41 protein-coding genes are annotated in these 25,839 nt (G+C 37.1%); 37 read left to right on the top strand and 4 right to left on the bottom strand.

The window, feature by feature from the left end:
• The first annotated feature begins 1 nt into the window (after position 1).
• The 6 genes from RWO85_RS05845 to RWO85_RS05820 all read left to right on the top strand — a co-directional run bounded on the left by RWO85_RS05845 (position 2) and on the right by RWO85_RS05820 (position 2,552).
• Positions 2-547, top strand: a complete 546-nt coding sequence (locus RWO85_RS05845) for a hypothetical protein (protein ID WP_314414635.1) — start codon at positions 2-4, stop codon at positions 545-547.
• Positions 544-717, top strand: coding sequence for a hypothetical protein (locus tag RWO85_RS05840; protein ID WP_227720729.1), 174 nt, complete (start codon positions 544-546; stop codon positions 715-717). Before RWO85_RS05845 ends, RWO85_RS05840 begins: the two co-directional genes overlap by 4 nt.
• Entirely contained in the window at positions 708-1,379 is a 672-nt protein-coding gene (locus RWO85_RS05835) for a hypothetical protein (RefSeq protein ID WP_314414634.1), read from the top strand. The genes RWO85_RS05840 and RWO85_RS05835 overlap by 10 nt, the downstream gene beginning before the upstream one ends.
• A gap of 128 nt (positions 1,380-1,507) precedes the next feature.
• Positions 1,508-1,948: a hypothetical protein gene (locus RWO85_RS05830; RefSeq protein WP_314414632.1), complete on the top strand. Its 441-nt coding sequence runs from the start codon at positions 1,508-1,510 to the stop codon at positions 1,946-1,948.
• 45 nt (positions 1,949-1,993) lie between these two features.
• Positions 1,994-2,383, top strand: coding sequence for a SprT-like domain-containing protein (locus RWO85_RS05825; RefSeq protein ID WP_314414630.1), 390 nt, complete (start codon positions 1,994-1,996; stop codon positions 2,381-2,383).
• A gap of 4 nt (positions 2,384-2,387) precedes the next feature.
• A complete protein-coding gene (locus RWO85_RS05820) occupies positions 2,388-2,552 on the top strand; it encodes a hypothetical protein (protein WP_314414628.1) in 165 nt (54 codons plus the stop codon).
• Between the two features lie 310 nt (positions 2,553-2,862).
• Here the strand turns inward: RWO85_RS05820 and RWO85_RS05815 are convergent, their stop codons facing one another.
• From RWO85_RS05815 to RWO85_RS05800, 4 genes are read right to left on the bottom strand one after another with little or no spacing between them, the layout of a single operon-like run.
• The gene (locus RWO85_RS05815) at positions 2,863-3,915 is read right to left on the bottom strand and encodes a tyrosine-type recombinase/integrase (RefSeq protein ID WP_314414626.1); all 1,053 of its coding nucleotides are present in this window, start codon (positions 3,913-3,915) and stop codon (positions 2,863-2,865) included.
• A 2-nt stretch (positions 3,916-3,917) separates the two neighbouring features.
• Positions 3,918-4,193, bottom strand: coding sequence for an ImmA/IrrE family metallo-endopeptidase (locus RWO85_RS05810; protein ID WP_314414624.1), 276 nt, complete (start codon positions 4,191-4,193; stop codon positions 3,918-3,920).
• Between the two features lie 28 nt (positions 4,194-4,221).
• Positions 4,222-4,491 (bottom strand): hypothetical protein, encoded by a 270-nt coding sequence (locus tag RWO85_RS05805; RefSeq protein WP_314414623.1) that lies wholly within the window; start codon positions 4,489-4,491, stop codon positions 4,222-4,224.
• Between the two features lie 2 nt (positions 4,492-4,493).
• Positions 4,494-4,880 carry a helix-turn-helix transcriptional regulator gene (locus RWO85_RS05800; protein WP_314414622.1) on the bottom strand — a complete coding sequence of 129 codons (387 nt, stop codon included), beginning with the start codon at positions 4,878-4,880 and terminating at the stop codon, positions 4,494-4,496.
• Between the two features lie 148 nt (positions 4,881-5,028).
• On the opposite strand from RWO85_RS05800, the gene RWO85_RS05795 reads away from it, so the two are divergent.
• The 31 genes from RWO85_RS05795 to RWO85_RS05645 form a co-directional block, all read left to right on the top strand.
• A complete protein-coding gene (locus tag RWO85_RS05795; RefSeq protein ID WP_004693067.1) occupies positions 5,029-5,229 on the top strand; it encodes a helix-turn-helix transcriptional regulator in 201 nt (66 codons plus the stop codon).
• Positions 5,230-5,258: 29 nt separating this feature from the next.
• Positions 5,259-5,501, top strand: a complete 243-nt coding sequence (locus RWO85_RS05790) for a hypothetical protein (RefSeq protein ID WP_314414620.1) — start codon at positions 5,259-5,261, stop codon at positions 5,499-5,501.
• Positions 5,488-5,829, top strand: coding sequence for a hypothetical protein (locus RWO85_RS05785; RefSeq protein ID WP_314414619.1), 342 nt, complete (start codon positions 5,488-5,490; stop codon positions 5,827-5,829). Before RWO85_RS05790 ends, RWO85_RS05785 begins: the two co-directional genes overlap by 14 nt.
• A gap of 2 nt (positions 5,830-5,831) precedes the next feature.
• Entirely contained in the window at positions 5,832-6,134 is a 303-nt protein-coding gene (locus tag RWO85_RS05780) for a helix-turn-helix domain-containing protein (RefSeq protein ID WP_314414618.1), read from the top strand.
• Positions 6,131-6,292: a hypothetical protein gene (locus RWO85_RS05775; RefSeq protein ID WP_314414616.1), complete on the top strand. Its 162-nt coding sequence runs from the start codon at positions 6,131-6,133 to the stop codon at positions 6,290-6,292. Before RWO85_RS05780 ends, RWO85_RS05775 begins: the two co-directional genes overlap by 4 nt.
• A gap of 60 nt (positions 6,293-6,352) precedes the next feature.
• Positions 6,353-6,646, top strand: a complete 294-nt coding sequence (locus RWO85_RS05770) for a hypothetical protein (RefSeq protein ID WP_314414615.1) — start codon at positions 6,353-6,355, stop codon at positions 6,644-6,646.
• Between the two features lie 4 nt (positions 6,647-6,650).
• Entirely contained in the window at positions 6,651-6,974 is a 324-nt protein-coding gene (locus tag RWO85_RS05765) for a hypothetical protein (protein WP_227720760.1), read from the top strand.
• A gap of 4 nt (positions 6,975-6,978) precedes the next feature.
• Positions 6,979-7,695 (top strand): hypothetical protein, encoded by a 717-nt coding sequence (locus RWO85_RS05760; RefSeq protein ID WP_314414613.1) that lies wholly within the window; start codon positions 6,979-6,981, stop codon positions 7,693-7,695.
• An 11-nt stretch (positions 7,696-7,706) separates the two neighbouring features.
• Positions 7,707-9,017 (top strand): AAA family ATPase, encoded by a 1,311-nt coding sequence (locus RWO85_RS05755; RefSeq protein WP_314414611.1) that lies wholly within the window; start codon positions 7,707-7,709, stop codon positions 9,015-9,017.
• Complete coding sequence (locus tag RWO85_RS05750; RefSeq protein WP_314414609.1) at positions 9,017-10,105, top strand: ATP-binding protein; 1,089 nt, start codon at positions 9,017-9,019, stop codon at positions 10,103-10,105. Before RWO85_RS05755 ends, RWO85_RS05750 begins: the two co-directional genes overlap by 1 nt.
• 5 nt (positions 10,106-10,110) lie before the next feature.
• Positions 10,111-10,596: a hypothetical protein gene (locus RWO85_RS05745; RefSeq protein ID WP_314414607.1), complete on the top strand. Its 486-nt coding sequence runs from the start codon at positions 10,111-10,113 to the stop codon at positions 10,594-10,596.
• Positions 10,596-12,188: a DEAD/DEAH box helicase gene (locus RWO85_RS05740; protein WP_314414605.1), complete on the top strand. Its 1,593-nt coding sequence runs from the start codon at positions 10,596-10,598 to the stop codon at positions 12,186-12,188. Before RWO85_RS05745 ends, RWO85_RS05740 begins: the two co-directional genes overlap by 1 nt.
• Before the next feature lie 9 nt (positions 12,189-12,197).
• Positions 12,198-14,279: an AAA family ATPase gene (locus tag RWO85_RS05735; RefSeq protein ID WP_314414603.1), complete on the top strand. Its 2,082-nt coding sequence runs from the start codon at positions 12,198-12,200 to the stop codon at positions 14,277-14,279.
• Positions 14,280-14,521: 242 nt separating this feature from the next.
• On the top strand, positions 14,522-14,923 hold the full coding sequence (locus RWO85_RS05730) for a RusA family crossover junction endodeoxyribonuclease (RefSeq protein WP_399553590.1): 402 nt from the start codon (positions 14,522-14,524) through the stop codon (positions 14,921-14,923).
• A gap of 4 nt (positions 14,924-14,927) precedes the next feature.
• Entirely contained in the window at positions 14,928-15,260 is a 333-nt protein-coding gene (locus RWO85_RS05725; RefSeq protein ID WP_314414602.1) for a DUF4406 domain-containing protein, read from the top strand.
• A 17-nt stretch (positions 15,261-15,277) separates the two neighbouring features.
• Positions 15,278-15,529 (top strand): DUF6275 family protein, encoded by a 252-nt coding sequence (locus RWO85_RS05720; RefSeq protein ID WP_314414600.1) that lies wholly within the window; start codon positions 15,278-15,280, stop codon positions 15,527-15,529.
• Positions 15,526-15,990 carry an SAM-dependent methyltransferase gene (locus tag RWO85_RS05715; protein ID WP_314414598.1) on the top strand — a complete coding sequence of 155 codons (465 nt, stop codon included), beginning with the start codon at positions 15,526-15,528 and terminating at the stop codon, positions 15,988-15,990. Before RWO85_RS05720 ends, RWO85_RS05715 begins: the two co-directional genes overlap by 4 nt.
• A 3-nt stretch (positions 15,991-15,993) precedes the next feature.
• Positions 15,994-16,257 (top strand): hypothetical protein, encoded by a 264-nt coding sequence (locus tag RWO85_RS05710; protein ID WP_314414596.1) that lies wholly within the window; start codon positions 15,994-15,996, stop codon positions 16,255-16,257.
• The gene (locus RWO85_RS05705; RefSeq protein WP_314414595.1) at positions 16,250-16,696 is read left to right on the top strand and encodes a hypothetical protein; all 447 of its coding nucleotides are present in this window, start codon (positions 16,250-16,252) and stop codon (positions 16,694-16,696) included. Before RWO85_RS05710 ends, RWO85_RS05705 begins: the two co-directional genes overlap by 8 nt.
• 210 nt (positions 16,697-16,906) lie before the next feature.
• Positions 16,907-17,368 (top strand): hypothetical protein, encoded by a 462-nt coding sequence (locus tag RWO85_RS05700; protein WP_288992400.1) that lies wholly within the window; start codon positions 16,907-16,909, stop codon positions 17,366-17,368.
• Positions 17,369-17,706: 338 nt separating this feature from the next.
• Complete coding sequence (locus RWO85_RS05695) at positions 17,707-18,153, top strand: helix-turn-helix domain-containing protein (protein WP_314414593.1); 447 nt, start codon at positions 17,707-17,709, stop codon at positions 18,151-18,153.
• Between the two features lie 88 nt (positions 18,154-18,241).
• Complete coding sequence (locus RWO85_RS05690) at positions 18,242-19,591, top strand: terminase (protein WP_314414591.1); 1,350 nt, start codon at positions 18,242-18,244, stop codon at positions 19,589-19,591.
• Positions 19,592-19,621: 30 nt separating this feature from the next.
• Positions 19,622-19,798 carry a hypothetical protein gene (locus RWO85_RS05685; RefSeq protein ID WP_314414589.1) on the top strand — a complete coding sequence of 59 codons (177 nt, stop codon included), beginning with the start codon at positions 19,622-19,624 and terminating at the stop codon, positions 19,796-19,798.
• 1 nt (position 19,799) lies between these two features.
• On the top strand, positions 19,800-21,527 hold the full coding sequence (locus tag RWO85_RS05680) for a portal protein (RefSeq protein WP_314414587.1): 1,728 nt from the start codon (positions 19,800-19,802) through the stop codon (positions 21,525-21,527).
• 4 nt (positions 21,528-21,531) lie between these two features.
• A complete protein-coding gene (locus tag RWO85_RS05675; RefSeq protein ID WP_314414585.1) occupies positions 21,532-21,840 on the top strand; it encodes a hypothetical protein in 309 nt (102 codons plus the stop codon).
• Positions 21,833-22,483: a hypothetical protein gene (locus RWO85_RS05670; protein WP_314414584.1), complete on the top strand. Its 651-nt coding sequence runs from the start codon at positions 21,833-21,835 to the stop codon at positions 22,481-22,483. Before RWO85_RS05675 ends, RWO85_RS05670 begins: the two co-directional genes overlap by 8 nt.
• Before the next feature lie 58 nt (positions 22,484-22,541).
• A complete protein-coding gene (locus tag RWO85_RS05665) occupies positions 22,542-23,498 on the top strand; it encodes a major capsid protein (protein WP_314414583.1) in 957 nt (318 codons plus the stop codon).
• An 18-nt stretch (positions 23,499-23,516) separates the two neighbouring features.
• Positions 23,517-23,873 carry a hypothetical protein gene (locus RWO85_RS05660; RefSeq protein WP_227720740.1) on the top strand — a complete coding sequence of 119 codons (357 nt, stop codon included), beginning with the start codon at positions 23,517-23,519 and terminating at the stop codon, positions 23,871-23,873.
• Positions 23,874-23,884: 11 nt separating this feature from the next.
• Complete coding sequence (locus RWO85_RS05655) at positions 23,885-24,226, top strand: hypothetical protein (RefSeq protein WP_314414581.1); 342 nt, start codon at positions 23,885-23,887, stop codon at positions 24,224-24,226.
• Positions 24,227-24,279: 53 nt separating this feature from the next.
• Entirely contained in the window at positions 24,280-24,873 is a 594-nt protein-coding gene (locus tag RWO85_RS05650) for a hypothetical protein (RefSeq protein WP_314414579.1), read from the top strand.
• Positions 24,873-25,839, top strand: a 967-nt coding sequence (locus RWO85_RS05645; RefSeq protein WP_314414577.1) for a hypothetical protein, incomplete at its 3' end; no start/stop codon positions are given. The genes RWO85_RS05650 and RWO85_RS05645, both read left to right, overlap by 1 nt.

Here is a 25,839-nt window from a genome sequence, read left to right as displayed (position 1 = left end):
AATGATAGAAGTTGTATTATCGCCTTTCATGGTAGAAGGGTTTAACGTAGCAGAGGCGGTGCGAATATCACTAGCCATATTTACGAGTGTTGTATTGGTATTTGTTGATACATTCTTGCGTGTCTTAGTTGAGGCACGCAATTTTAATTTAGCGACCAATAGAGAACTAACCATTAAGAATATGTTCCTTGCAATTATATGGCGAGGATGGGCGAGTGTTGAAGTCAATGGACACCAACGCAGATTTTTGGTAAGTGGAAAGTTACGAGCAGATATGACTAAAAAATTAGTTAAGTCTTATCCTTGGATATTCCTATTATCATTCATTCTATTAACATTGCCTGATGTGGATATTCCTATGTTAGGTCGCATTGATGTGTTTCTATCTACATTGATGTATCTAGTGCCTATTATGGTTGAATTAGCATCTATCGTAGAAAACATGATAGAACTTGAATTTGTAGAAAGTGCATGGTTTAAACGTGCGATGAGTTTGGTTAAAGAGTTGATAGCGTTCGTAAAATCAATAAAGGATGCGATTAAATGATTGAAAAAATTAGTATTCGTGAGGTGTTAACAATCCTCGTCTTAGGGGCGGTCAATATAATGGCCGTCCTTTATGGTTATAACGAATTGGCCATGAGCATTTCCTCCGGACTCGTTGGTTATTTAGGAGGACGTGAATCAAATAGGAAGGAGCAAAACAAATGGAACTAGGAAAATTAAGTGCTGCGTATGAAAGCAATGGAGACCCAGCTATTGTATCTACAGGCGAGGGAGACTTTGGGGGAATTTCGTATGGTGCTTATCAGTTAGCAAGTAATTGCGGAAGTGTAGATGCGTTTCTTGGTTGGGGCTTGCGTCAAGAAGATGGGTTTTACAAAGATTATGCAAGAGCCCTTCAAGGTGCAGGGCCTATTAACTCCGATGAGTTCATTAGCAAATGGCAAGAACTAGGGACTGTGGATCCTAACGGGTTTATGAAAATGCAGCACGACTACATTAAATATGCTTATTATGATGTGGCGTGTAGTGAATTATCCAATCAATTATTTGATGTCAATAAACATAGCCGAGCATTGCGTGATGTTGTATTTTCTGCGGCCGTTCAATATGGTCCCGGTGAAGTTGTTAATCTTTTTAAAGAGGCAATGCAATATGTTCCGGGTTGGGAGCCTGATTGGAACTTATCTTATGTAAACGACATTAAGTTTGACTGGGATTTAATTAATGGTGCATATGAACAGCGAAAGTTGCATCCATGGAACTATGAAGGTAATCCTAGTTGGTTGCGTGAAAATCTTGTTGAACGGTTCGATGCAGAAAAAGCACAAGCATTAGAAATGTTTACGCAAGAAATGCAAGAAAGGGGTCTATGATGAGCCTTTGGACTTTTAAGGTATTATGTTACCTAAAACGACATAAAATTCTCATAGGGGGGCTAATTTTAATTATTTTAGCCATTGTAGGGGTGTCTATATATAATTCACATCAGGTTGAAAAGCCTGTGTTATTAAAACAGGAACAAGTAAAAGATCCTGTAAAATTGGCTAATGCTATACATATTACCAAAGATGAAGCTCGGCAAGTTGTTTCCAAAATGGAAACTGCTCAACCAGCAGTCACTTATTATGTACAAGCTCGTACGGTAGAACAAGCGGCTAAAGACACGCAGCAAGCTATCAAACGTGATGACCCGACATTACCTAAAGCAGCTACAGAAAAATCTGATAGGACTGCTGTTGTTGCTAATACAGATCAGCAAAAGGTGGACGTTTATAAAATCAACCTAAACAAGAATCATAAGATTAAAGCTGGTGTAACGGTATTAGACAGTAAAGCCTATGAGACTATTGGCTATCAAGCAGGTAAAGTTGAAGTGTTAGCACACTTTGACGGACAGCATTTTAAAGGTGGTAGTGTTCTGTATACAGTAAAGGAATGGTGATCCAATTATCTCCGAGTTGCACGGTTTGCAACAGTCAACTATTAGATGATAGTTAATGGGGGTGATAAAATCAGTACACTATATCTTGATGATGATATGATGCCGTATGCTGATATATTTCTAAAAGCAATTACAAATATTGAAGCCTTAGGATACTCTTTTAAACCTGATTTGTTAATTCACAAATATACTGGTAGAAGCAAAAAGAGATTGGGCACGACATATTGTTATCCAAATGATGATTTTTGTTTAATTGAATTAAGCACAGATAATCATGAAGATGGTATTACTATAGATACGATTTATCATGAATTAGCACACGCCACTATAGAGTGCCATTTCAAAGGGCACGGTAAAGAATTTAGGCAAATACGGAAGAAAATTATTGATGCTTATAATATAGATATTGGCGGTGCGATATTAAAAATGGAGTAAAAACATGGCAAAGACATTTGAATTTAACAACAAGACTTACAATTTTGCAGAAGATATTCAAGTTCCACAAGATGGGTTATTCGAAGCGACACTAGTTGATGAAAATAACCATCGATGTGAAATGGTATTTCGGAATGGCAAATTATTTCGTCTAACTGAATTAGATTAGAAGTAAAAATCGCAAATTTTACCACTGAACATAATATTGAATGGTAAATTACAACAAAAGGGGTACCCAAACGGTACCCCTTATTTTTTTTGCCGTCAAATAAACGTCAAAATTTATATGTTATTCTTGATGATTTTTGCGTATAATCGTACTATGTAAAAACTTGGCCACAATGATTATTACTGAAATTTAATTATATATGTTAAAACACAAAAATTATATGATAAAATAAAAGATATTAACAAAACCCATAGTAACCATTGATATTGCTAGGATTTTATTTTATTCATCAAAAATTCGTCAAAAATAATTACCCAAAAATATTAGCTACACTTTCTGCAGCTTTTATTCTCATCTCATCTGTATAATGAATGTAATTGTGAATAACTGTATCGACCGTATCACCCAGTAGGCTTGCTACGGTCTTAACATCGACATTGTTTGATAACAATGTAGTAGCGTATGTATGACGAAAAGCGTGCATTGATTTTTCTGGGATGTATTTATGTAATATCCTATTCGGTGTAGTAGTGTTACTTCGTTTAAAATTAAATAACCGATCTGTTGTACATACATCTTTGTACACTTTTAATATTTCGAGTAATGCAGGTGGTATAGGGATAGTCCTTATTCCATTAGTTGATTTTGTATAGGAGAAATCAAATTGATTATTTCCTAGTGCCACCCATTGTTTGTTTATCGAAATTGTTTTATTATCGAAATCAATATCACTCCATGTTATGGCTATTATTTCACCATATCTCGCACCTGTATATCTAGCTACCATAAACAACACATAATAAAGGTAGTTGATGTTTTCTAAATCATCTAATCGTTGCAATTCCTCAGTTGTAATAACAGATACTTTTTTTACATCACGTTGTTTAAGTGGCTTTATTGGTTTACAAGGGTTTTCACGAATTACTTTATATGGCGATATAGCATAGTTAAATATCATGTTTAACACTCTATAAGCAAGGTTTATTGTTGCAATTGCATATATAGATTTGTTGAATTGATGTAGTATATCTTGCGTTGTAATTGTTGAGAGTTTTTTATCTTTTAGTGCATCAACAACATTTAATGCATTTTTATATGTAATTAATGTGTTCTTAGTTGAATTAATGCGTTCGTTAATAAATATCTCAAAAAACTGAATAAGCGTTATATCTTTTAGACTGTCATCAAGTGGATTGGTGACAGTCTTTTTTAATTCATCAATAATTATTTGTCCATAGAGCTTTGCTTCTCTTTGAGTAGCAAAACCCTGTTTGGATTTTTGCCTCCATTTTATACCGTCTTTATAGCTGACAATTATTTGGTAACCTTTGTCTTTTTTACGAATGGTAAAGTTGTATTGCATGGTTACACATCCTTACTATTGACCACGTGATAAAAGAATTCCTCATCGATATCTTCATCTAATTCTCTATCATGAGCGATCCGTTCTATCAAATTGATATGTTCTTTAGAATAAAAGTCATCGTGTTTAATATGTCCTAATTCGTGTAGTACACTAACTCGTTGAGCATCTAATGGCTTATTTAAATTAACCAGTATTGAATGACTGCCATCTTCATTAAGACGTACTACTGCTGTTTGTGTTTTCTTTAATTGCGTATAGATCAAGTTAATAGACATAACAACGCTCTCCCTTTTTAGTCAATGTTTAATCTATGTCATTTTCCCAATGTATTTTATCGCGACCGGTAATGTGAAAAAATAATTTATGAATTTCTTTCTTTATTAAATACCATAGCCCAATTGCGGTAATGGTGGATTGAATAAACATTGCTATAAATACAGCGTAAAAATCTTTTGTAAATGAATAAATCAATGTGGCAATAAATCCGGCGATAAAAATAGAAAAGAAACATGGAATTTGCGCATAATTTATACAATATTGAGTTATTTCATCTTTTTGATAATTGCTTAACATGATTATCTCCCTTCACGTTTCTTTAATCCCTCAATTAAATTAACAACAAAATCAATATCATCTTTTGACATATCTTCAGCTGCATCAAACAACAATCGCATGTCTGGATTATCCTTTAATTTATTGGCGTATTCCGCTACTTCAGGATCTATATAATATGAATCATTTACATCTGACTTATCTTCAATTAAATCTGATTTTTCAACACCAAAGTAATGAGCTAACTGTTCAATTTTGTTCATTCTAGGCATCTTAGTCCCGTTAACCCATGTTGAAACAGTTGATTTGTTTAATTTCAAATCAGCTACTAAATCCGCTTGTGTCTTTTTGTTTGCTGCTAATAAATTGCTAAGGTTTTGAGCAAACACTCTCTTGTAATTAGAATCCATAATAAACTCCTATTCTCCTCTCCTGCGTATCTATATATTAATACTTAAAGTAGTAAAACACAATACTATTTTATAAAAAAGTTTACTTTTAGTATTGACATTCTACTTTTAGTAAACTATACTAATAATCAAAGGAAGGAGGGATACATTGAAGCGATTGAAAATTTCTTTAAAAGCTGCGAGAGTTAACGCAAATCTATCACAAGAAGAAGTAGCAAGGAAAATGAAGAAATCTAAGGTTACAATCAATAACTGGGAAAATGGAAAAACAGAAATTGATTATGGGAATTTGAATGAATTGTGTCGATTATATTCTGTCACCATGGATGATATTCTTTTACCTTATTAGTCTACTTTAAGTAGAAAAGGAGATGAACCATGCTAGTACAAAATCAAAAAGACCTGTTAGTAGCAAACAAAGTCTATGGAAACACATCAACTGCATTCGGTTGGGCTGGTCGTAATGCTGAGTATGCACAATATTGGAGAAAGATTATTAGGGAATACTTTGCTAAACGACATGTAAGTAAGTTATACAGAAAGGCTATTCACAACAAAATCAAAGAATGTCGTGAAGCAGATAGAATGGCAAAAATGGAGGCACATTATGCGAGAAATTAAAAATGCTTTAAAAATTTACTTGTTAAGAGTAATGGAGACAGATTCTGTGCCACAGGCACTTCCCGAATTAATCAAACAGTATGAAGCACTGGATGAAAAATATCCGGATTCAAAAGGAACGATATCTCCAGTTGAAGAAGCGCCATTCGACTTTGAAGATGCTCTTTTACAACATGTTAATGCAATTACACAAGCTATAAGAAAGCAAAAGATGTTAACTGGCAGTAGTTTTGATTTAGCCATCTATAGTTCTTGTACAGTTCTTAATGAAATAGATAATAGCGCTACTCCAGTCAAAAGCACACGTGTTATTTATGTGGATGAATAGAAATGGAACCTGTTGTTTATACAATAAAGGACGTTGCAGAATTGCTCCAATGCAGCGAAAGCAGCGTCAACAATCTTAGGGAGCGTGGCATCCTACGTGAAGTAAAAGGGCTTCCGGGCGTCCGCTTCAATAAAAAAGAAGTCGAGGCGCTAGTAGGGATTGTGGATGAATACAGTCCACTACAATACAGAAAGTTAGAAAAGGAGCGTAATGAGCTTTTACAAGAAAATGAAAAGTTAAAAATGAGTATACGAAAAATAACCAGTGATTTACTGGTTATGGTAGAAGGGGAGTTGAAGTTGTGATTATTGCTTTAAAATGGGCTGCTTTTATATGGATTATCGGATCCATGGGAAGCCTAGAAATTGATAGAATTGGTTTTTTCCAGTTTTTATTACAAATCATTATTGGCGGACTAGTTTGGGTGTGCGCTAATGTGTATGAAAAAGAAAACGCCCGCTAACCGGCAAGCTAAACGGGCGCAGGCAAATTATACCTAAGTTAATTATAGCATGGAGGAGAAATGAAACGCATTGAAATCTTAATAGATGAAGCTAATCCAGATAAAAAGATAGGTATTAGTTATAACAAAAACAGTTTTGAAAATAATGAAGAAGTATTAGCAGTACTCCTTGGTTCAACAATTGGATTTGTTAAAGAAAATGTACCAAATAATAACAAAGTCTTATATCTTCAAGTTTGCATCGGAACCATGCAAACATATCAAAAGCAAATTATCTTTGACGAACGTTATAAAGATATGGATAGTAAAAATCCATTTTATGACATCATTCAAATTTTAAAAAGTAAGGAGTAAACAAATGAATGAAAAACAACAAGTCTTAAATCTAACTAATATTTGTGATGGAAAGTTAGAAGCTGAATTTGAGGAAATGTACAAAGATGCATTACGAAAAATCTCAAAAGGTCAGAAAGCTAAAATCACTATTAATATTGAAATGTTACGAGTTCCAGATACCGATACCATCGTAGAACTTGGTTACAATATTAAATCAACATTACCAGCTATCTCACGTCGTGCTATTGGTTCTTATGCGGACGACTTCACAGTAAAAGTTGATGTCAACGAAAAGCCGCAATTAGAAGTCCTAACATTTAATTCAACTACTGAAAAGAGAGGTTAACACAATGGAAGAAAAATTTAACTTGAATGTACAAACAGAAAATGGTGAAGTAATTATTCGTCATGGTGAAGCCAATGACGTATTTCAATATAACGGATTTAGATATGAACTTAGTAGCGCTGAATCATTTGTTAAAGGTGTAAAAGCTAAGGGAGACCCTAAAATATCTGTTATTACATATTCAGACAAAAAGGTGGTAGCAGTAACAGACTGCACTATAACATATCGTACGCAAGACAAAATTGTATACGCATTTCAAAAAAGCGAACAGTTTAAAGAATGGAATTCCATCTTTGGTCTAAGTTTAACGCAAAAAGAAATGCTTGATTTACTCCGAATTCATGAACATGAAATCGAAGATTACGAAAAGCTTTTAATTGCTGTTAGAAATTTCAAATACGTAACACAAACGGAAGGCGATTTTACTCGAACTGATGATGATAACTATGTTATGAGCATCAAAGTAAAAGAAGCTGAAGGTACTTTAAAGATGCCTCGCTTTATCTTTGTAAACATGGTCATTCTTAACGAAAGTCAATTCACTCAAAAAATTGAAGTGCAATTAGACATCATTAAACCTAAAGACGAAGGGGATAAATTATCGTTCAAGTTATCTTGCCCAATCATGAATCGTTATGTTAAAGACGCTATCAAATTTGAAACCGATTCAATTAAATCTGAATTAACCAATTACTTGTTATTGGCTGGTACTCAAGAATAAGGAGCAAATGCATGGGAGAATCAATCAAAATTAATTCATTTGAATTAGAAAATGTAAAGCGTGTTAAAGCTGTGTCTTATGAACCATCACCTAATGGATTAACCATTATTGGTGGAAAGAATGGACAAGGGAAAACATCTATCCTTGATGCCATTGCTTGGACACTAGGTGGTGCAAAATTTGAACCATCTAGTGCGGTGCGTGATGGAAGCTACAACCCACCTAAATTAGAAGTTAAATTATCTAATGGACTAGTTGTTACACGTAGTGGTAATAGCAGCACATTAAAAGTCGTTGATCCAGAAGGTAAAAAATCCGGTCAACGTATTTTAGATGGATTCATTGGACAATTAGCCTTAGACCTTCCTAAGTTCATGGAAATGAGTGATAAGGAAAAAGCAAATGAACTTTTGAAATTATTAGGCGTAGAAGACGAATTAAATAAACTCGAAGGTAAACACCAAGAGGTATATGCAAAACGTCATTCTATAGGTCAAATTGCCACTCAGAAAGACAAGTACGCTAAAGAGTTAGTAGGTTATGATGATGTTCCACTCGAACCGATTAGCGCATCGGAACTTATCCAACAACAACAAGCCATTTTATTAAAGAATGCTGAAAATCAAAAAAAGCGGAACAATGTTTCTGCTATTCAAGCTCAAATGGTTACCATCAACAACTTGGTTGATGAAACGCAAAAGAAGATTGAAGAACTGCAAGCTAAGCAAGCGCAATTAGCTGAAGATTATGATATTGCAACAACGGCAGCTAAAGACCTTGAGGATGAATCGACGGCTGAACTCGAGGAGCAAATCAAAAATGTAGATGCCATTAATCAAAAGGTACGTGCTAATCAAGAACGTGCAAGAGCATTACAAGAAGCTGCTGATTATAAAGCAGATTATGACAACTTGACTGGTGAACTTGAAGCCATCAGGGAAGATAAAAATAAACTGCTTGAATCTGTACAAATGCCATTATTAGGATTATCCATTCAAGATGGCGTCCTTATCTACAATGATCGTCAATGGGATTGCATGTCCGGTGCGGAACAGTTAAAAGTAGCTACAGCGATTGTTAGAGCTTTGAATCCTAAGTGTGGTTTCGTACTTATGGATAAACTCGAACAAATGGATGTAGACACTATGAAAGAATTTGGGGCTTGGCTTGAATCGGAAGGTCTACAAGTCATTGCCACTCGTGTTACTAATAACCAAGATGAATGCTCCATCATCATTGAAGATGGACACATTAAAGGTGAAGAGTACAGTAATGTGGCAACACCAGTTAATGAAACTAAAAATGAATGGGGGGATTTTTAATGAATATTACGACAGGTAAACGAAAACGAGCTCAGAAGGTCGTTGTGTATGGTACTGAGGGCATTGGTAAAACAACCTTTGCTAGTCATTTCCCCTCGCCTGTATTTATTGATACAGAGGGCAGCACAGACCATTTAGATGTGGCTCGTACAGATAAGCCTACATCATGGCAAATGCTTATTTCCTTTGTTAAGGAATTTGCAACAATGCCGGGTTTTTATCGGACTTTAGTCATTGACACGATTGACTGGGCGGAACAGTTATGTGTTGAGTACATCTGTGCTAAACATAATAAATCTGGGATTGAAGACTTTGGGTATGGTAACGGATATGTATTTGTCCGTGAGGAAATGGGCCGCTTCTTAAATCTACTTGATGAAGTTATCAACGCAGGTATGAACGTAGTACTTACTGCTCATGCTCAAATTCGTAAGTTTGAACAGCCAGATGAGTTAGGCGCATATGATCGCTTTGAACTGAAACTTGGCAAAAAGACAGGCAGTCAAACTTCTCCACTTATTAAAGAATGGGCGGATATGGTACTTTTTGCCAATTATAAAAACGAAATCATCACTACTCAAACAAATAAAAAGAAAGCAACCAATGGGAAGAGGTTAATGTATGCAACACATAACCCTGCATGGGATGCTAAAAATCGTCATGGATTACCAGATATGATGCCATTTGAATATAGTCAAATCGCTCATGTTATTCCAGATGATGTACTACCAACTGCTGCAGCACAAGAATTAGCACAAGCTGCTAATAATGAATATGCTCCAGAGGTAATGAATGCTACTAAGGAACAAATTGGGGAAGTTACTACAACACAACCTGTAACATCACCACAGGAAGCTGTTGATACCAACAAAAACGAAACACCATTAATTGAAACAGCTATTCCTAAACCATTAAAAGACTTAATGGTTAAAGATGGTATCACATTAGAACAAGTTCAATCAGTAGTTATCGCTCGTGGTAAATATCCAGCTGGTACACCATTTGAAAATTATGATCCAGAATTCGTTAATGGATGGATTATCCCATTCTGGCCAAATATTGTTGAAGCAATTAAGAAAGGAAATTAATTATTATGACAACACAAAGCAATTTTGAAACATTCGGTAAAGCAGAAGAAGTATATTCATTTGACCAACCTATTTTAGCGGAAGAACGTGAATATACGTTACTTGAAGCTGGTTCTTATCCATTTGTAATTACTAATGTAGAAAAGAAATTCTATGAACCAAAAGAAGGTAGCAAGTTACCATCTTGTCCACAAGCTCAAATTACCCTCGAAGTAGATGGTGGTCAGCAAGGGAAAACAAAATTAATTCACAATTTGTTTTACACAAAGTCAACCATTTGGAAAGTTACAGAATTATTTATGGCCGTAGGTCTTGCTAAGAAAGGTGAAAACTACAATCCTGACCCTGAACAATTATTGGGTAAGTCAGCCATGTGTGAATTATCACAACAAGGCTATGTGAAAAATGATGGTAATAATGGTACTCGTAACGAAATAAAAAAATGTTTTGCAAGTCCTAATGCTCAAACCAATGGATACGGTGCATTCTAATGAAACTTAGACCGTATCAACAACAGGCTGTAGACTCGATATGGCATGAATGGGAAACGGTTAATAAAACATTGTTGGTTCTTCCGACTGGTACAGGTAAAACAATTTGTTTTGCCAAAGTTGCTGAGGAAGCGGTTCGCAGGGGTAAGCGTGTTCTTATCCTTGCGCATCGTGAAGAACTATTACAGCAAGCCTCTGACAAAATTATGAGTGCGTCAGGACTTACAACGGCAATGGAAAAGGCTGAACATACATGTCTTGGACAATGGGACCGCATCATAGTAGGTTCAGTTCAAACATTATGCAAAGACAAACGATTGTCAATGTTCAGTAAAACGTACTTTGATGTCATTATCATTGATGAAGCACATCATGCTGTATCTAGCAGTTATCAAGCTATATTAAATTACTTTGAACAAGCAAAAGTCTTAGGTGTAACGGCTACACCTGATCGCTCAGATATGAAAAATTTAGGACGTGTATTTGAAAGTTTAGCATTTGAGTACACGTTACCTAAAGCTATTCAAGAGGGTTTCTTATCTAAGATTAAAGTACAAACATTACCGCTAACACTAGATATCTCATCAGTTAAGATTTCAACTGGTGATTTTGCTGTGGGAGATATCGGTAGAGTATTGGAACCTTACTTAGAGGAAATAGCCAATAAATTAATGGAATACAGAGATAGAAAAATCGTTGTGTTCTTACCGTTAATTGCTACCAGTCAACGATTTTGTGAAATTCTTAATGAGCGAGGATTTAAAGCAGTAGAAGTAAATGGCAAAAGCCAAGACCGTACAGAAATTACACAAGCATTTGCTGAAGGTAAATATAATGTACTTTGTAATTCAATGTTGCTCACGGAAGGATGGGATTGTCCAAGCGTTGATTGTGTAATTGTATTACGGCCTACTCGGTCTCGTGCCTTGTATTGTCAAATGATAGGACGTGGTACACGTCTTTCACCGGGTAAAGATCATCTATTAATTTTAGATTTTTTATGGCATGTAGAACGTCACGAATTATGTAGACCTGCTCATTTAATCGCTAAGTCAGATGATGTGGCCAAACGCATGACGGAAATTCTTGAAGAAAAAGGAATGGACCTTGAAGAATGCGAAAGGGATGCAGAATCTGATGTATTGGCTCAACGTGAAGAAGCACTTGCAAAAGAACTTGCTGCTATGCGCAAGAAAAAAGCGCAACTTGTTGATCCATTACAATTCGAGTTTTCTATTCAAGCCGAAGACCTTACCCATTATGTTCCAGCCTTTGGTTGGCAAATGAGTGCGATTACGGATAGTCAAAAGAAAACGCTTGAGCAATTTGGGATTAATGGTGACAACATTGAAGATGCTGGCAAAGCATCTATGCTCATTGATAGATTACAAAAACGTCGTGAAGAAGGCTTGTCTACACCTAAACAAATTAGATTTCTTGAAAACAAAGGCTTCAAGAATGTAGGAACATGGAGCAATAACCAAGCCTCTAAGATGATTAGTCGTATTAGTGCTAGTGGTTGGCGCATTCCTAAAGGTGTAGTGCCTGCTACATATAAACCACCTGTAGAAGATTTTAGTCCCCAATGGTAAGGAGCAAACATGGAATGCAAAATTGATTTAAGAGAATTACTCGAATATATAGACCCTTCCCAATGCTCCTATGATGAATGGCTAAACGTAGGCCTTGCACTTCATCAAGAAGGCTATCCTATGTTCGTGTGGGAGGAATGGTCTGCAGATGATGGAGAACGATTCCATGAAGGCGAATGTGCTGCTAAATGGGAATCCTTTGGTCGATATACTGGAAAACTTGTTACCGGTGCCACGATCACTCAAATGGCAAAAGAAAACGGATGGACATCTAAACATAAGTTTGAAAATAATGAAGCATTAAGTTTTGATTCCATGGTATTGGCCACAACTCCAGAACAATATCAAGTTGTTGATAAGAACTGGATTGAAGAATCTGATGTTCATATTCCTAAATCATATCCTTTAGAGCAACGTAAACAAGATATTGTTACATATCTGACTACATTATTTGAGCCGGAGGAGTATGTTGGATATGTAGTCAATACATTCGCCTTACCAGATGGGAAACAGTCTCCTACGATGGGAAATTATAGCCGTACGGTACAACAAATCCTAGATGGTATTAACGGTACAACACAATTAGAAAATGTGTTTGGCAGCTTCAACAAAGAAATGGGTGCATGGATTCGATTTAATCCAATTGATGGTAAAGGGGTTAAGAATGATAACGTAACCGCATTTCGGTATATGTTATTAGAATCTGACAATATGTCACTAGGAAAACAAAAAGCCATTCTTGAACAATTAGAGTTACCAATTGCAGCTATGGTATTTAGTGGCGGTAAATCAATTCATGCAATCGTTAAAGTAGATGCTTACTCCTATGAGGAATACAGAAAGCGTGTTGACTTTATATATTCCATTGCTCAAAAGAATGGATTTAAACCAGATAAAAAGAATCGTAACCCTAGTCGATTATCTAGAATGCCGGGTGTTATGCGTGACGGCAAACCACAATTTCTTATGGCAACCAATATTGGTAAAGAAAACTATAAGGAATGGGAAGAATGGATCGCATCCGTTAATGATGATTTACCGGAACCAGAAGAACTTGACGCATTATGGGATAACATGCCAGACCTAGCACCGCCATTAATTGAAGGGATTCTTCGTGAAGGACATAAGATGCTCATTGCTGGACCATCTAAAGCGGGTAAATCATTTGCGTTAATTCAATTATGCATTTCCATCGCTGAAGGTAAGCCGTGGTTTGGATTTGACTGTACACAAGGTAAGGTCCTATATGTCAATTTAGAACTTGATAGGGCGTCATGCTTACATCGATTTAAAGATGTATACGAGGCCCTTGAACAGCAACCAACAAACATTGGAAATATATCCATATGGAATTTACGTGGTAAGTCCTTACCAATGGACCAATTGGCTCCTAAGTTAATTCGTAGGGCCCAAAAGCGTAACTACAAGGCTATCATTATTGACCCCATTTATAAGGTTATTACAGGTGACGAAAATAGTGCTGATCAAATGGCAAATTTCTGTAATCAGTTTGACAAGGTATGTACTGAACTTAAATGCGCAGTTATTTATTGTCATCACCATTCAAAAGGCAGCCAAACTGGTAAGCGGTCTATGGACCGTGCATCCGGCTCCGGTGTATTCGCTCGTGATCCAGATGCATTGCTTGACTTACTAGAACTTGAACTCGAGAACATGAACGAGGATAAACTCCAAGATTCTCCTATTGATACTAACCAATGTACTGCATGGCGAATGGAAGGAACACTCCGAGAATATCCTAAGTTTAAACCGGTGGACTTATGGTTTGAATACCCAATTCACAAGGTGGATACAAACGGGTTCCTTGCAATGGCTCAATTTGATAGCCCGCAACAAAAAGGCGCTAATGTTATAAACAAACGCAAAAAAGCTGCTAAGGAAAAGAAAAAAGAGCAACTGGTAGATGCCTTTAATATTGCCACTGCTGAAAATGGTTTTAACGGTAGAGCAGATATTAAACGGGTAGCCGAAATTATGGAAGTTAGCGAAATGACTATTCGTCGATATTTAAGAGAAACACCAATCTTAAATGTTGATAAAGGAGAGTTATTTAAACCAGAAGATTGTTAAACTATGAAATTGTATTTAGGTTAACAATAATAACAACAAACGCTCTTATATATATAAGTGTATGTTGTTATTATTTTGTGTCCCAATGTAAGGTGGATTCAAGCTAAGGGGGTAAGGAAAAGGATTTCTAAAATCATCCTTTTCTTACCTCTTCCCCTTAGGTTGAACCCTACATTACAAAAGGGCTTTGAAAATTGTTTTAGTTATTATCAATTAAATTCTCAATAAAGGAGGATTGGTTATTGATTATTGAATTTTTCATTCCTCTTAAAAAGGTTCCTACTGTTACACATCAAACTAAGCAGGTGAATACACAACATGGTAAGCCTATCTTTTATGAATCCGATAAATTGAAACAGGCTAAACAAATATTCTTAGATGGTTTAGTTGATCATGTTCCTAGTGAACCTTTAGAGGGACCTATTCGATTGGTTACCAAGTGGTGTTTCGGTAAAGCGAATTGTAAAGCGCCACATTGGAAAATCACTCGGCCAGATACAGATAATCTTATTAAATTATTTAAGGACTGTATGACCAAGTTAAATTACTGGAATGATGATGCTCAAGTCTGTAGTGAAATTACAGAAAAGTATTGGAATCCAGTAACAGGGATTTGGGTACATATTGAAACGTTGAGAGGTTGATGCTATGAAGAAAAAATTAGTATATGTCGCCCATCCTTATGGTGGCAAAGAAAGCAATCGTAAAAAGATTGATATGATCATGGGAGATTTGGTTTTGAATGACACCAATCATGACTATATTTCCCCAATTCATAACTTTGGGTATGTATATCTAACGGGTCCTGAGTATCAGAAAGGCTTAGATGTCTGTTTAAGCCTGCTTGGACATTGTGACATTTTAGTATTGTGTCCTGATTGGGAATCTAGCCGAGGTTGTAAAGGCGAATTTGAGTTCGCTAAGAAACATAGTATTTCCACTTTTACATTAAGTGAATGGAAGACGTTAAATCGGATTTGATAAAGGAGACTAAAAATATGTACGAATTACAAACAAAAGCAATTGAAGCAGCTCGTAAAGTGTTGATTGAAAATTTAGGCTATCAAACTGTTGAACCAGAAAATATGTTCATTGTTTTATTTTGTAAAACCTTACAAAACTGGAAAGCCATTGTTAGTGGTCGGACTATCGAAGAATTTATCGAAGTAACACACAATGGCAATCGTAATGAAACATATATTGATGTGTACTGCAAAATTAAAAATGTGTGTATTAAAGATAATCAATGAAAATACTAGATGCTTGTTGTGGTTCTAAAATGTTTTGGTTTAATAAAGAGCATGAAAGTGCTTTATATATGGATAATCGAACTTTAGACACAACGCTATGCGACGGAAGAAAGTTAGTAGTCAACCCAGATGTAGTAGCAGATTTTAAAAACATGCCTTTTGATGATGAAACGTTTTATTTGGTTATCTTTGATCCGCCGCATTTAAAAAATGCAGGTGATACATCATATTTAAAAGCTAAATATGGAACGCTAGGGCCTAGCTGGAAAGATGATATTAAGCAAGGTCTTGCAGAATGTTGGCGAGTGCTCAAAGAAAATGGCACGCTTATTTTTAAATGGAATGAGGAGCAAGTACTATTTTCAGATGTAAAAGGGTTATTGCCTAGCGAGCCGATAATTGGCCAACGCAGGGGGAAAACAATATGGTTAGTATTTTTTAAGGAAAAGGAGAGTAGATAGAAAGTGTTTAGACGATATGAGAAAAGGGTTAATGAAATTCAAGCTGTGCAATATAACGGTACTAATATTATGGAAATAGTCGATTTTGTTGGTGATGTAATTGGTATTGATTGGTATGAAAATGCATCATTAGAAATCATAACAGATGATGGAAGAATCGAATGTTTTAAAGGTAATTATATTGTTAAAGATCATAAAGGTAAAATTAAAGTTCATGAGATAAATGAATTCGAAACGACTTATAGAGAGGTAGAAAATTATGATTAGTGATGAACAGGGAAAGAAATGGCTATTGCAAAAACTATATGATGATGGGTGGAGATATTGTGCATGTCGGTATAATGGAGAGTTATATTTAACCAATGGAATGCCTATGGTGGATATGGAATTAGGTTATATAAATATTTACAGTTGTAATAAATTTGAATATGCTAATTGTTTAAAAAGTATATTTCCTAAAATGAAGGGAAACGAGGTTTTAAATATTGCAAGAGAATTAGGTTTTATTGATTGGTCGGAAGTACCAGTTGATACACCTGTATTAGTTAGCCAAGATAAGGTGGTTTGGAAACCAAGATATTTTGCACGATATACAAATGGAGTTGTGAAAACTTGGTTGTGTGGATGCACATCATGGAGCGTTGATAGTGCCGATGACACGTGCATTTGGAAATATGCAAAACTAGCAGGTGATACCGATGAATGAAATGGTTGTTATAAACATTCTATTGGCGATTTACCTCGTGGTTATTTTTAAAATGTCCTATTACTCTTATCGTGAAGCTGCTGCATTAAAACACTTTATGGTTTCTGATGCATATAAAATGCAATTGCAGAAAATTATTAGATCACAAATACGGCATATGGTGATATGTAGTATTCTGTTTGTTTTAAATGTTGTCTGTGTGGTGGTCCTATGATAGAACTTAGTAAAAAAGAATATCGTGAACTGGCATATGAGTATCTACACGAAGCAAGTAAGGCAGCATTGAGGATTAAATCGTTAAAGCGTAATATCCAACGTATTAAAAGCGATATCACATCATTACGTGCAGTAAACTACGGGAAAGAACGAGTAGACGGCGGTGAACCATCAGGAATTGAAGATGATATTAATCGGCTACTAAATATGGAAATGAGGTATAAACGTCAAATCCATGAACTACTGACTAAACGTGATGATGCTTGTCATATGATCGATACATTAACTAATACGGTTGGCTCGATTATCCTCATGCAACAATATATCAATGGTATGTCTGCTAAGGGAGCATATTCATTTGTTGGTTACGGTGAATCGCAAGGTAAAGAATATAAGAATTTGGCACTTGTAGAGCTTGGATATAAACTCCGACGGAAATCGGCGGTAAACGGCTAATATCGACCTTTTAAGCCCACTATATCTATGATATATTGTAAGTGGAAGAACATGAGTTCATCTCCTAAGCATTTAGAGTACCAAACGCAAAAAGGCGCATCTTAATTGATGTGCCTTTTTTGTTACAGAAAATTATGACACAAATACACTGCATCAAGCACAAATGCTTGAATAATAAAAACGGAATATGTACGGCCAATGAAATATTTTATGATGGCCTATGTCAATCCTATATTACGCATTCAAGCGCTAGCAAAAATTCATGCGGATTATGTGTAAGGAAAAATGGGAAGATGATTCGCAAGGGCGGTAATACATTAAAGTGAGGTGATGATCCATTGCGAGTAAATAGAAAAAACTGGTTGACTGACCCTGATAATTTATTACGTGCAGAAGGTTGGGCTCGTGATGGCCTTACTGATGAGCAAATAGCAAAAAATATAGGTATTTCAATTAGATCTTTATACGACTGGAAAAAGAGTTCGCCGCAGTTTTTGCAGTCCCTTAAAAGAGGGAAGGAAGTCATTGACCTTGAAGTTGAAAATGCATTACATAAACGTGCTATAGGTTACGAATATGAAGAGAAAACATACGAGAATGGAAAGCTTGTTAAAGTTGTAAAGAAACAACAGCCTCCGGATGTTACGGCTCAAATATTCTGGCTGAAAAACCGTAATCCTGAAAAGTGGAGAGATACTAAAAATATCGATGTCAAAGGTGAGCTTACGGTGTCTGCTATGGATAAATTGAAAGCTGCACGGGAGAAAGCTAATGGAAAAACATGATGAATTAATAGAGGCATTAGGCGCTCTTACACATGATCCATTAGCGTTTGTATATTTTGCCTATCCTTGGGGGGAGCCGGGGACGTCATTGGAGGATATGGAAGGGCCTGATGAATGGCAAATACAAATCTTAAAAGACATCGGGGAACAATTAAAGAAGGGCAAAGACCTACAAACTGCTATCCAAGAAGCGGTAGCATCTGGCCATGGTATCGGTAAATCAGCACTGATATCATGGCTTATTCATTTTGCCATATCTACTCATGAGAATACTCGTGGCGTAGTAACTGCTAATACAGAAGGCCAGCTCAGAACAAAAACATGGCCAGAGCTTAGTAAGTGGCACAATATGTTCATTGCTAAAGATTTATTTACGTATACGGCAACAGCTATATTCAGTAGTGATAAAGACTACGAAAAAACATGGCGTATTGATGCTATTCCTTGGAGTAAGAATTCTCCTGAATCATTCGCCGGTCTTCACAATCAAGGTAATCGGATATTGGTTCTATTTGATGAAGCCTCTGCTATTGATGATGTCATTTGGGAAGTAACTGAAGGGGCTCTTACAGATGCTAACACGGAAATTATTTGGTGTGCATTTGGTAACCCTACTCGTAATAGTGGGCGGTTCCGTGAATGTTTTAGAAAATATAGAAAGTTCTGGAATACATATCAGATTGATAGTAGAACCGTTAAGATATCTAACAAAGCTAAGATTGAAGAATGGTTAGAGGCTTACGGTGAGGATTCCGACTTCTTCAAAGTTCGTGTGCGTGGTGTGTTCCCTTCCGCATCGGATTTGCAATTCATCTCTACTGAAATTGCTGACAAAGCACAAAAACAATCTTATAAGCCGGGAGCATTTGAACATCTACCTGTAATCATTGGTGTGGATCCTGCGTGGACTGGTTCAGACTCCTTAGAAATAGTAATGCGTCAAGGTTACTCTATGAAGTCGCTTGCATCTATTCCTAAGAATGATGATGATTGGCGCATGGCTCAACTGATTGCTCAGTTCGAGGACGAATACAAAGCTGATGCTGTATTCATTGATATGGGGTACGGTACAGGAATATATTCTATCGGTAAGCAATTAGGGCGCAAATGGCGATTAATTGAGTTTGGCGGTAAGAGTAATGACCCTGTATACCTCAATATGAGAGCCTACATGTGGGGACAGATGAAAGAATGGCTCCGTGAGGGTGGTTCTATTCCACCAAATGACCAAGCCTTATACGATGATATCGTAGGGCCTGAAGCGATCATTGATAAGAATGGTCGCATTCAGCTTGAAAGTAAAAAAGATATGAAAGACCGAGGGTTGCCATCTCCGAATAAAGGGGACGCTCTCGCCTTGACCTTTGCTGCGCGGGTCGTTAAAAAAAGCGAAACAGGCAATAGGATTGTAGCTAATACAAGTTACAGTCCTTTTTAATTTGTTAGAAAGCGAGGAATAAAGATGTGTATGAAGAGTGCATCTGCTAACTATACACCACCTGCTCCAGCTCCAACTGTTCAAACGAATATGAGTAATCAGACTGGTGAGGAAATGGCAGAAACTAAACGTAAATTCAAACGTGGCTTTGAATCTACTATCTTAGGCCCGACTATGGGCGGCCAGAAATCAATTTTAGGGGGATAGCATGGCGGAAATGGAATCTTTACTGGCTAGACAACCTACGGAGGCCGTTAAGCCTGTTAGGCGTGATTATACGAAGTTGAGAAAGAAATTCTCTCAGCTATTTAATGCGCAGCAACGATATGTAAATAAGTGGAAGCAGTTGCGTGACTATCAGTTGCCGTTTATTGGTCAATTTGATGGTGAAGAAGACCAATCTGAACCTTACAATGGTAAAATCCTAAACCCTGTAGCTTGGGAAAGTTGCCAAATATTTGCCAGTGGTGTTATGAGCGGACTTACTCCACCAAGCCGTAAATGGTTTAAGCTAACCATGGAGAACATCGATGTAGCAGCTAATAGCCAAGTCGCTGAATTATTGGATGAACGAGAGGAAATCTTGTATGCGGTTCTTGCTAAATCTAATTTCTACAGCGTAGTTCACCAAGTTTACATGGAACTAACCATGGGACAGGCTCCTATGGGAATATTTGCTGATAGTGAATCTGGTGTTCGTTTCACATCGTATCCGATAGGTACCTATGCTATTAGCACTAACAGCAAGGAAATCGTAAATATTTTTGGCCGTAAATACAAAATGACAGTTGATCAGATTGTCGAACAGTTCGGGTATGAAAATTGTCCGGATAACATAAAGAATATTTACGATAACGGAAATAGCTTGCAACAATCATTCATAGTCAATTGGTTTGTTGAGCCTAACAAAGACCGTAAGGATAAGTTAGGACGTCGCAATATGCCATACTCGTCCATTTATTGGGTTGAAGGCAGCAATAGTGATGAAGTGTTATATCATGGCGGTTTTGAGGAATGGCCAATTCCAATCGCTCGGCATACGTCGATGGACTTGAATGGTTACGGTAAGGGTGCCGCATGGTTTGCGCAACCAGATTCACAAATGCTGCAGAAGTTGGAATTCGATTATCTAACAGCTGTTGAATTGGGTGTTAAGCCTCCTATGCAAGCACCATCTGATGTTATCAGTACGGTTAACTTGTATCCGGGTGGCATTACAGAGATTGAGGGGCAACATAAAGTTGAACCGATGTTTGCAGTACAGTCTAATTTACAGGATATTCAAAATAAGATTGCAGTAACAGAGGATTCAATCAAGAGAGCCTATAGTGCGGATTTATTCTTGATGTTAGACCAAATCGACAAGGGTCAGATGACGGCTCGTGAAGTTATGGAACGCACTCAAGAAAAATTACAGCAATTAGGTCCTGTTGTTGAACGGTTGCTATCTGAATTCTTAAATCCAATCATTGAACGTGTGTATTCGGTACTAGATCGTGCCGGTGTATTTCCACCTGTTGATGATGAGGAACTCTTAGACCAATTAAACGGTCAAGAAGTGAAGATTGAATATATCTCACCACTTGCCCAAGCGCAAAAGATGAGTTCATTGGTAAATATCGAACAGTATTTTGCGTTTATTATGTCTTTGGCACAAGCTAATCCTAATATCGTCAACAAGTTCAACTTTGAGGAAGCGGCCAATACATACGGTGTAAATCTCGGTGTTCCGGCTAAGATTATTCGTTCTGATGATGAATATCAAGAAATCTTAGCACAACAAGCACAGGCACAGGCTGAACAGGAACAGCAAATGCAGTTAATGCAAGCGGCTCAACTAGCACCTCAAATGGCTAGTGCGGCCAAGCAAGCAACAGATGCCGCCAATGATGGCAATCCTGCATTACAGCAGTGGCTAGGAATGGACGGTGTTTAGTTAGATGAAAACAATTAAAGAGTATATGCAAGAGCGAGATATGCAAGCGCTTAACCACGTACTTAGCACAGAGCTAGGTAGGTGGTTTTTTTGTAGGCTAATGGACCGCTCGGGCATCTTAAAGCAATCGTTTACTGGAAATAGTGAGACGTATTTTAACGAAGGAAGGCGTTCGATAGGGCTGTCATTCCATAAGGACCTAGTTAAATTAGGCACCGATGGCGTTAAACAGTACCATCAAGCGCAGCTCGAATATATCGGGCAACAAGAATATTTTAATAATTTAGTCGAAAAGGAGAAACAAAATGGCTGATGACAATATGGGTGCTAACAATAACATGACTGGCAATGAACCGGGCGCGAATCCGGACCAAAATAATCCTACGCCACCTACTGAACCACCTGCTAACCAAAATGCTGAAGGTAGTAATCCATCTGTACTAGGCGGTGATAATACGCCACCTGCTGAACCAACAGTTTATGATTTCAAATCCGTGTTTCCTGAAGGTACTGAACTTGATGAAGCTGTATCTGCTGACTTCAGCAAATTACTTAACCAAGTCGGTGCTACACAGGAACAGGCTGTTGAACTAGCCAAGTTTGGCAGTCAGTACGCACAGAATATCTTGACCGCTTATCAAGAGCAGCAAGAACAAGCAATTGTTGAAAAGCAACAAGCGGATTATGAACACGCCAAAAAGGAATTAGGCGGTAAATTCGATGAAACTGTAGCGCTTGCAGGCAAAGGCATCGAAGCACTAACTAAAGCGGTACCGGAATTACGTCAATTACTTGTTGATAGTCACATCGACAACAATATCAACATGATTAAGGTATTTGCGGCCGTTGGTGAAATGGTTCAGGAAGACCCGGGTAAAGGTACAAGACAAGCTGGAACCGGTCAAAATTCTGATGAAGAAACAGCAAAACGAAAAATGTATCCATCTATGTATTAAGAAATGAGGTAAATAATTAATGGCTACAATTGGAACTCAAAATTTAACACTTTTAGATTTGCAAAAACGAATGGATCCTAATGGTAATGTCGCTCAAATTATTGAGCAATTGGACCAATCCACTGAAATCATTCAAGATATGACGATGGTCGAATGTAACCAAGGGTCTAGCTTTGTAACGACTGTACGTACTGGTTTACCAGATGTTACATGGCGTAAATTATATGGCGGTGTTCAAGCGTCTAAATCCTCCACACGTCAAATTACCGATAATTGCGGTATGCTTGAAGCATATTCGCAAACTGATAAAGCGCTTGTTGATAAATCCAAAGATAAAGCATCCTTCCGTGCAACTGAAGATAAAGCATTCGTTGAATCCATGGGGCAGGAATTATGTCGTACAATCTTCTATGGCGATGAAAATACGCCAGAAAAATTCATTGGCTTGGCTCCTCGCTTCAATACTCTTGATATTAAGAAGGCAGCAAGTGCAGAAAATATTCTTGATGCAGGTGGCACAAGTAACTTGGCATCTATTTGGCTTGTTGGTTGGGGTCCTTTGTCCGTTCATGGCATTTATCCTGAAGGTTCTGCAGCAGGCTTGCACCAAGAAGATAAAGGTGTTGTTACTGTTACTAAAGAAGATGGCTCCATGTTCGAGGCATATCGTACACACTTTAAACATGATGTTGGTTTAACTGTACGTGACTGGAGAAATGTCGTTCGTATTGCTAACATCGATGTTACGAAATTGACAAATGATGCTAAAGCCGGTGCAGATCTTATCAACTTAATGATTGAAGCGGAAGAACGTATTCCTAATCTTGGTGGTGTTCGTCCAGTTTGGTATATGAACCGTACATTGCGTACATTCTTACGTTTGCAAAAGAACACAAAACATGGTTCCACTATCACTGAAGATATGGAAATGGGTAAACTTGTTACTCGTGCAAACGGTGTGCCAGTTCGTAAAATTGATGCATTGTTAAGCACTGAATCTCGTGTTATTGCGTAAAGAAAGGGACATAATTCAATGATTATTGATACTCAAAATACATTCTTTTGGAAAAAAGAAATCACTGCAAATACAAATTCTGACGTGGTGATGAATGGTAACGGTGGCGATGCTGCCGTTGCTTTATGGTTGTATATTCGTTTAGATAAAGATGTTACGGGTACGCCTTTATTTAATGTTTACACTTCTGATAAAGAAAATATGGCTGATGCTGTATTGCTAACCGGAATTACATTGCCACAGAACTCTAAAGCTGGCACAGAATACAAAGGTCGACTTCCTGCAGGTGCTAAAAAGTTTATTCGCATCAATGCGAATAATATGACTGCCGCTACGATTACATCATTCTTAACAGATGGTGTGAATTTGAAATAAGAGGTGAGACTATGATTTTTACAGCTAACGTAATGATGTACCATGGTAATCGTGGATTAATTCAAGAAGGTGAAACTATTAATTTCTCTGAAGAAGAAATTAAAGAATTTGAGCCTGATTATTTCAAACAGCTTTTCTCTGGTAACGAAGATGAAGTAGCAAAAATCTTTAACACAAAATCTAAGGCTAAAGACAAAGAACCGTCTACTGAAACTCAGCCTCCTAAAACAGAACAGGGTGACAAAAATCCACCAGATGAGAATACTGAAGGTGACAATACAGGCAATGAAAATCCACCAGATGAAAAGCCTAAGAAAACAAACAAAAAGAAAACCGATACTACGGAAGAATAAGTGACAATATGAGGGGTGCTTATGCATCCCTCTATTACCATATAGGGGGAAATATGACACCTACTGACATCTGTAATCAAGCACTTGCACTAATTAATGCAGGGTTGCTTTACTCGCTTGAAGAAGAAACTGAGCAAGGCCGTCAATGCCGCATGCAATATGACTCAACTAGACAGTTGGTATTGCGACAATTCGAATGGAATTTTGCTCGCAAAAATGAAAGATTAGTTTTGTCCGCTCATAAAATTAATGGGTGGAATTATGTATATGCGTACCCTGAAAAGTGTATCCGCATTTTAGGTGTAATTCCACAAGGCGATCGCTTCCATGCTGAATCGCAACCGGAATACAACATATTTAATATTGGAAATAACAAAAAATGTATAGTGAGCGATGTGCCACTAGCATTCATTGATTATATATATGACGTGACAGATTTAGACGTTTGGGATTCTATATCCTTGTATATGCTGCAGTGTAAACTGGCTAGCGCATTAGCTATGCCACTGACTGGTGATAGAGGATTGTTTGACCAAGCATACAAATTGTATCAAGCAGCAGTTCAAGAGGCTAAAGGAATGAACGCAAAGGAACGTAAACAAGATACAGTATATATATCTAGCTACGTGAAAGCGAGGGATTGGTAATGAGTAATCCGATATACATATCACAGCTAGCGTTTACAACTGGTGAAGTATCGCCAGATGTTTCAAGTCGCTTTGATTTAGAGCAATACAAAAGTGCCTTATTGGAAGCGGAGAATGTGGTTATTCGTCCATATGGAGCCGTTGCAAAACGTCAAGGCAGCCAATACGTGGGGCAAGTTAAATATAGTGATAAGCCAACACGATTATTTGAATTTACGACAAACACCAATAATTCTTTCATGCTCGAATTTGGTGACAAATATATTCGTGTATGGAATTACGGAATTTATACCGGTATTGAAGTTACGACTCCTTTCACTAGCGATATATTGTTTGATTTAAATTGTAACCAATCTGGTGATGTTATGTTCATCTGTAGTGGCAAGTACCCTATTCAAACGCTATCACGATATAGTGATACTGACTGGAGAATGAGTACATATAAGCTAACTGAACAACCTTATGATGAAATCAACACGGACAATGGGCATACATTGACAGTTAATGGCGATACGATCACATCCACAAAAGACCTCTTCACACAAGATATGGTAGGTAGTGTTATTCAGATTGCATATTACGTTGAGGCGGTACATACTAAGTCAGCTGGCGAAGTGGTAGAGAAAAAAGTAAAACGCTATATGCAAGCACAGACTATCGAAAAAACCTACAACAACATCAATTACAATGTTGGAGCATTTAGTACTGATACCGAGTTATCATGGAAATTCACAACGCACGGCACATGGGAGGGTACAGTCAAGTTACAGATTTCTAACAATGACGGTCAGACTTGGAAAGATTACAGAGCGTATACATCTAAGAATGACTACAATGTTACTGATACAGGAAAGATAGAGGCTGGAGCAAGGCTTAAATATGTATCGGATATTAAGAGTGGTTCTGTGAATTGCGACTTATCTATTATGCCGTTCACTCAATATGGTATCGTTGAGATTAAAAGCG

Origin of the sequence: uncultured Streptococcus sp., assembly GCF_963521865.1 — a bacterium.
Lineage (GTDB): Bacteria > Bacillota > Bacilli > Lactobacillales > Streptococcaceae > Streptococcus.
The sequence above is the reverse complement of the archived record's forward strand: the minus strand, read 5'-3'. Positions and strand labels throughout refer to the sequence as shown.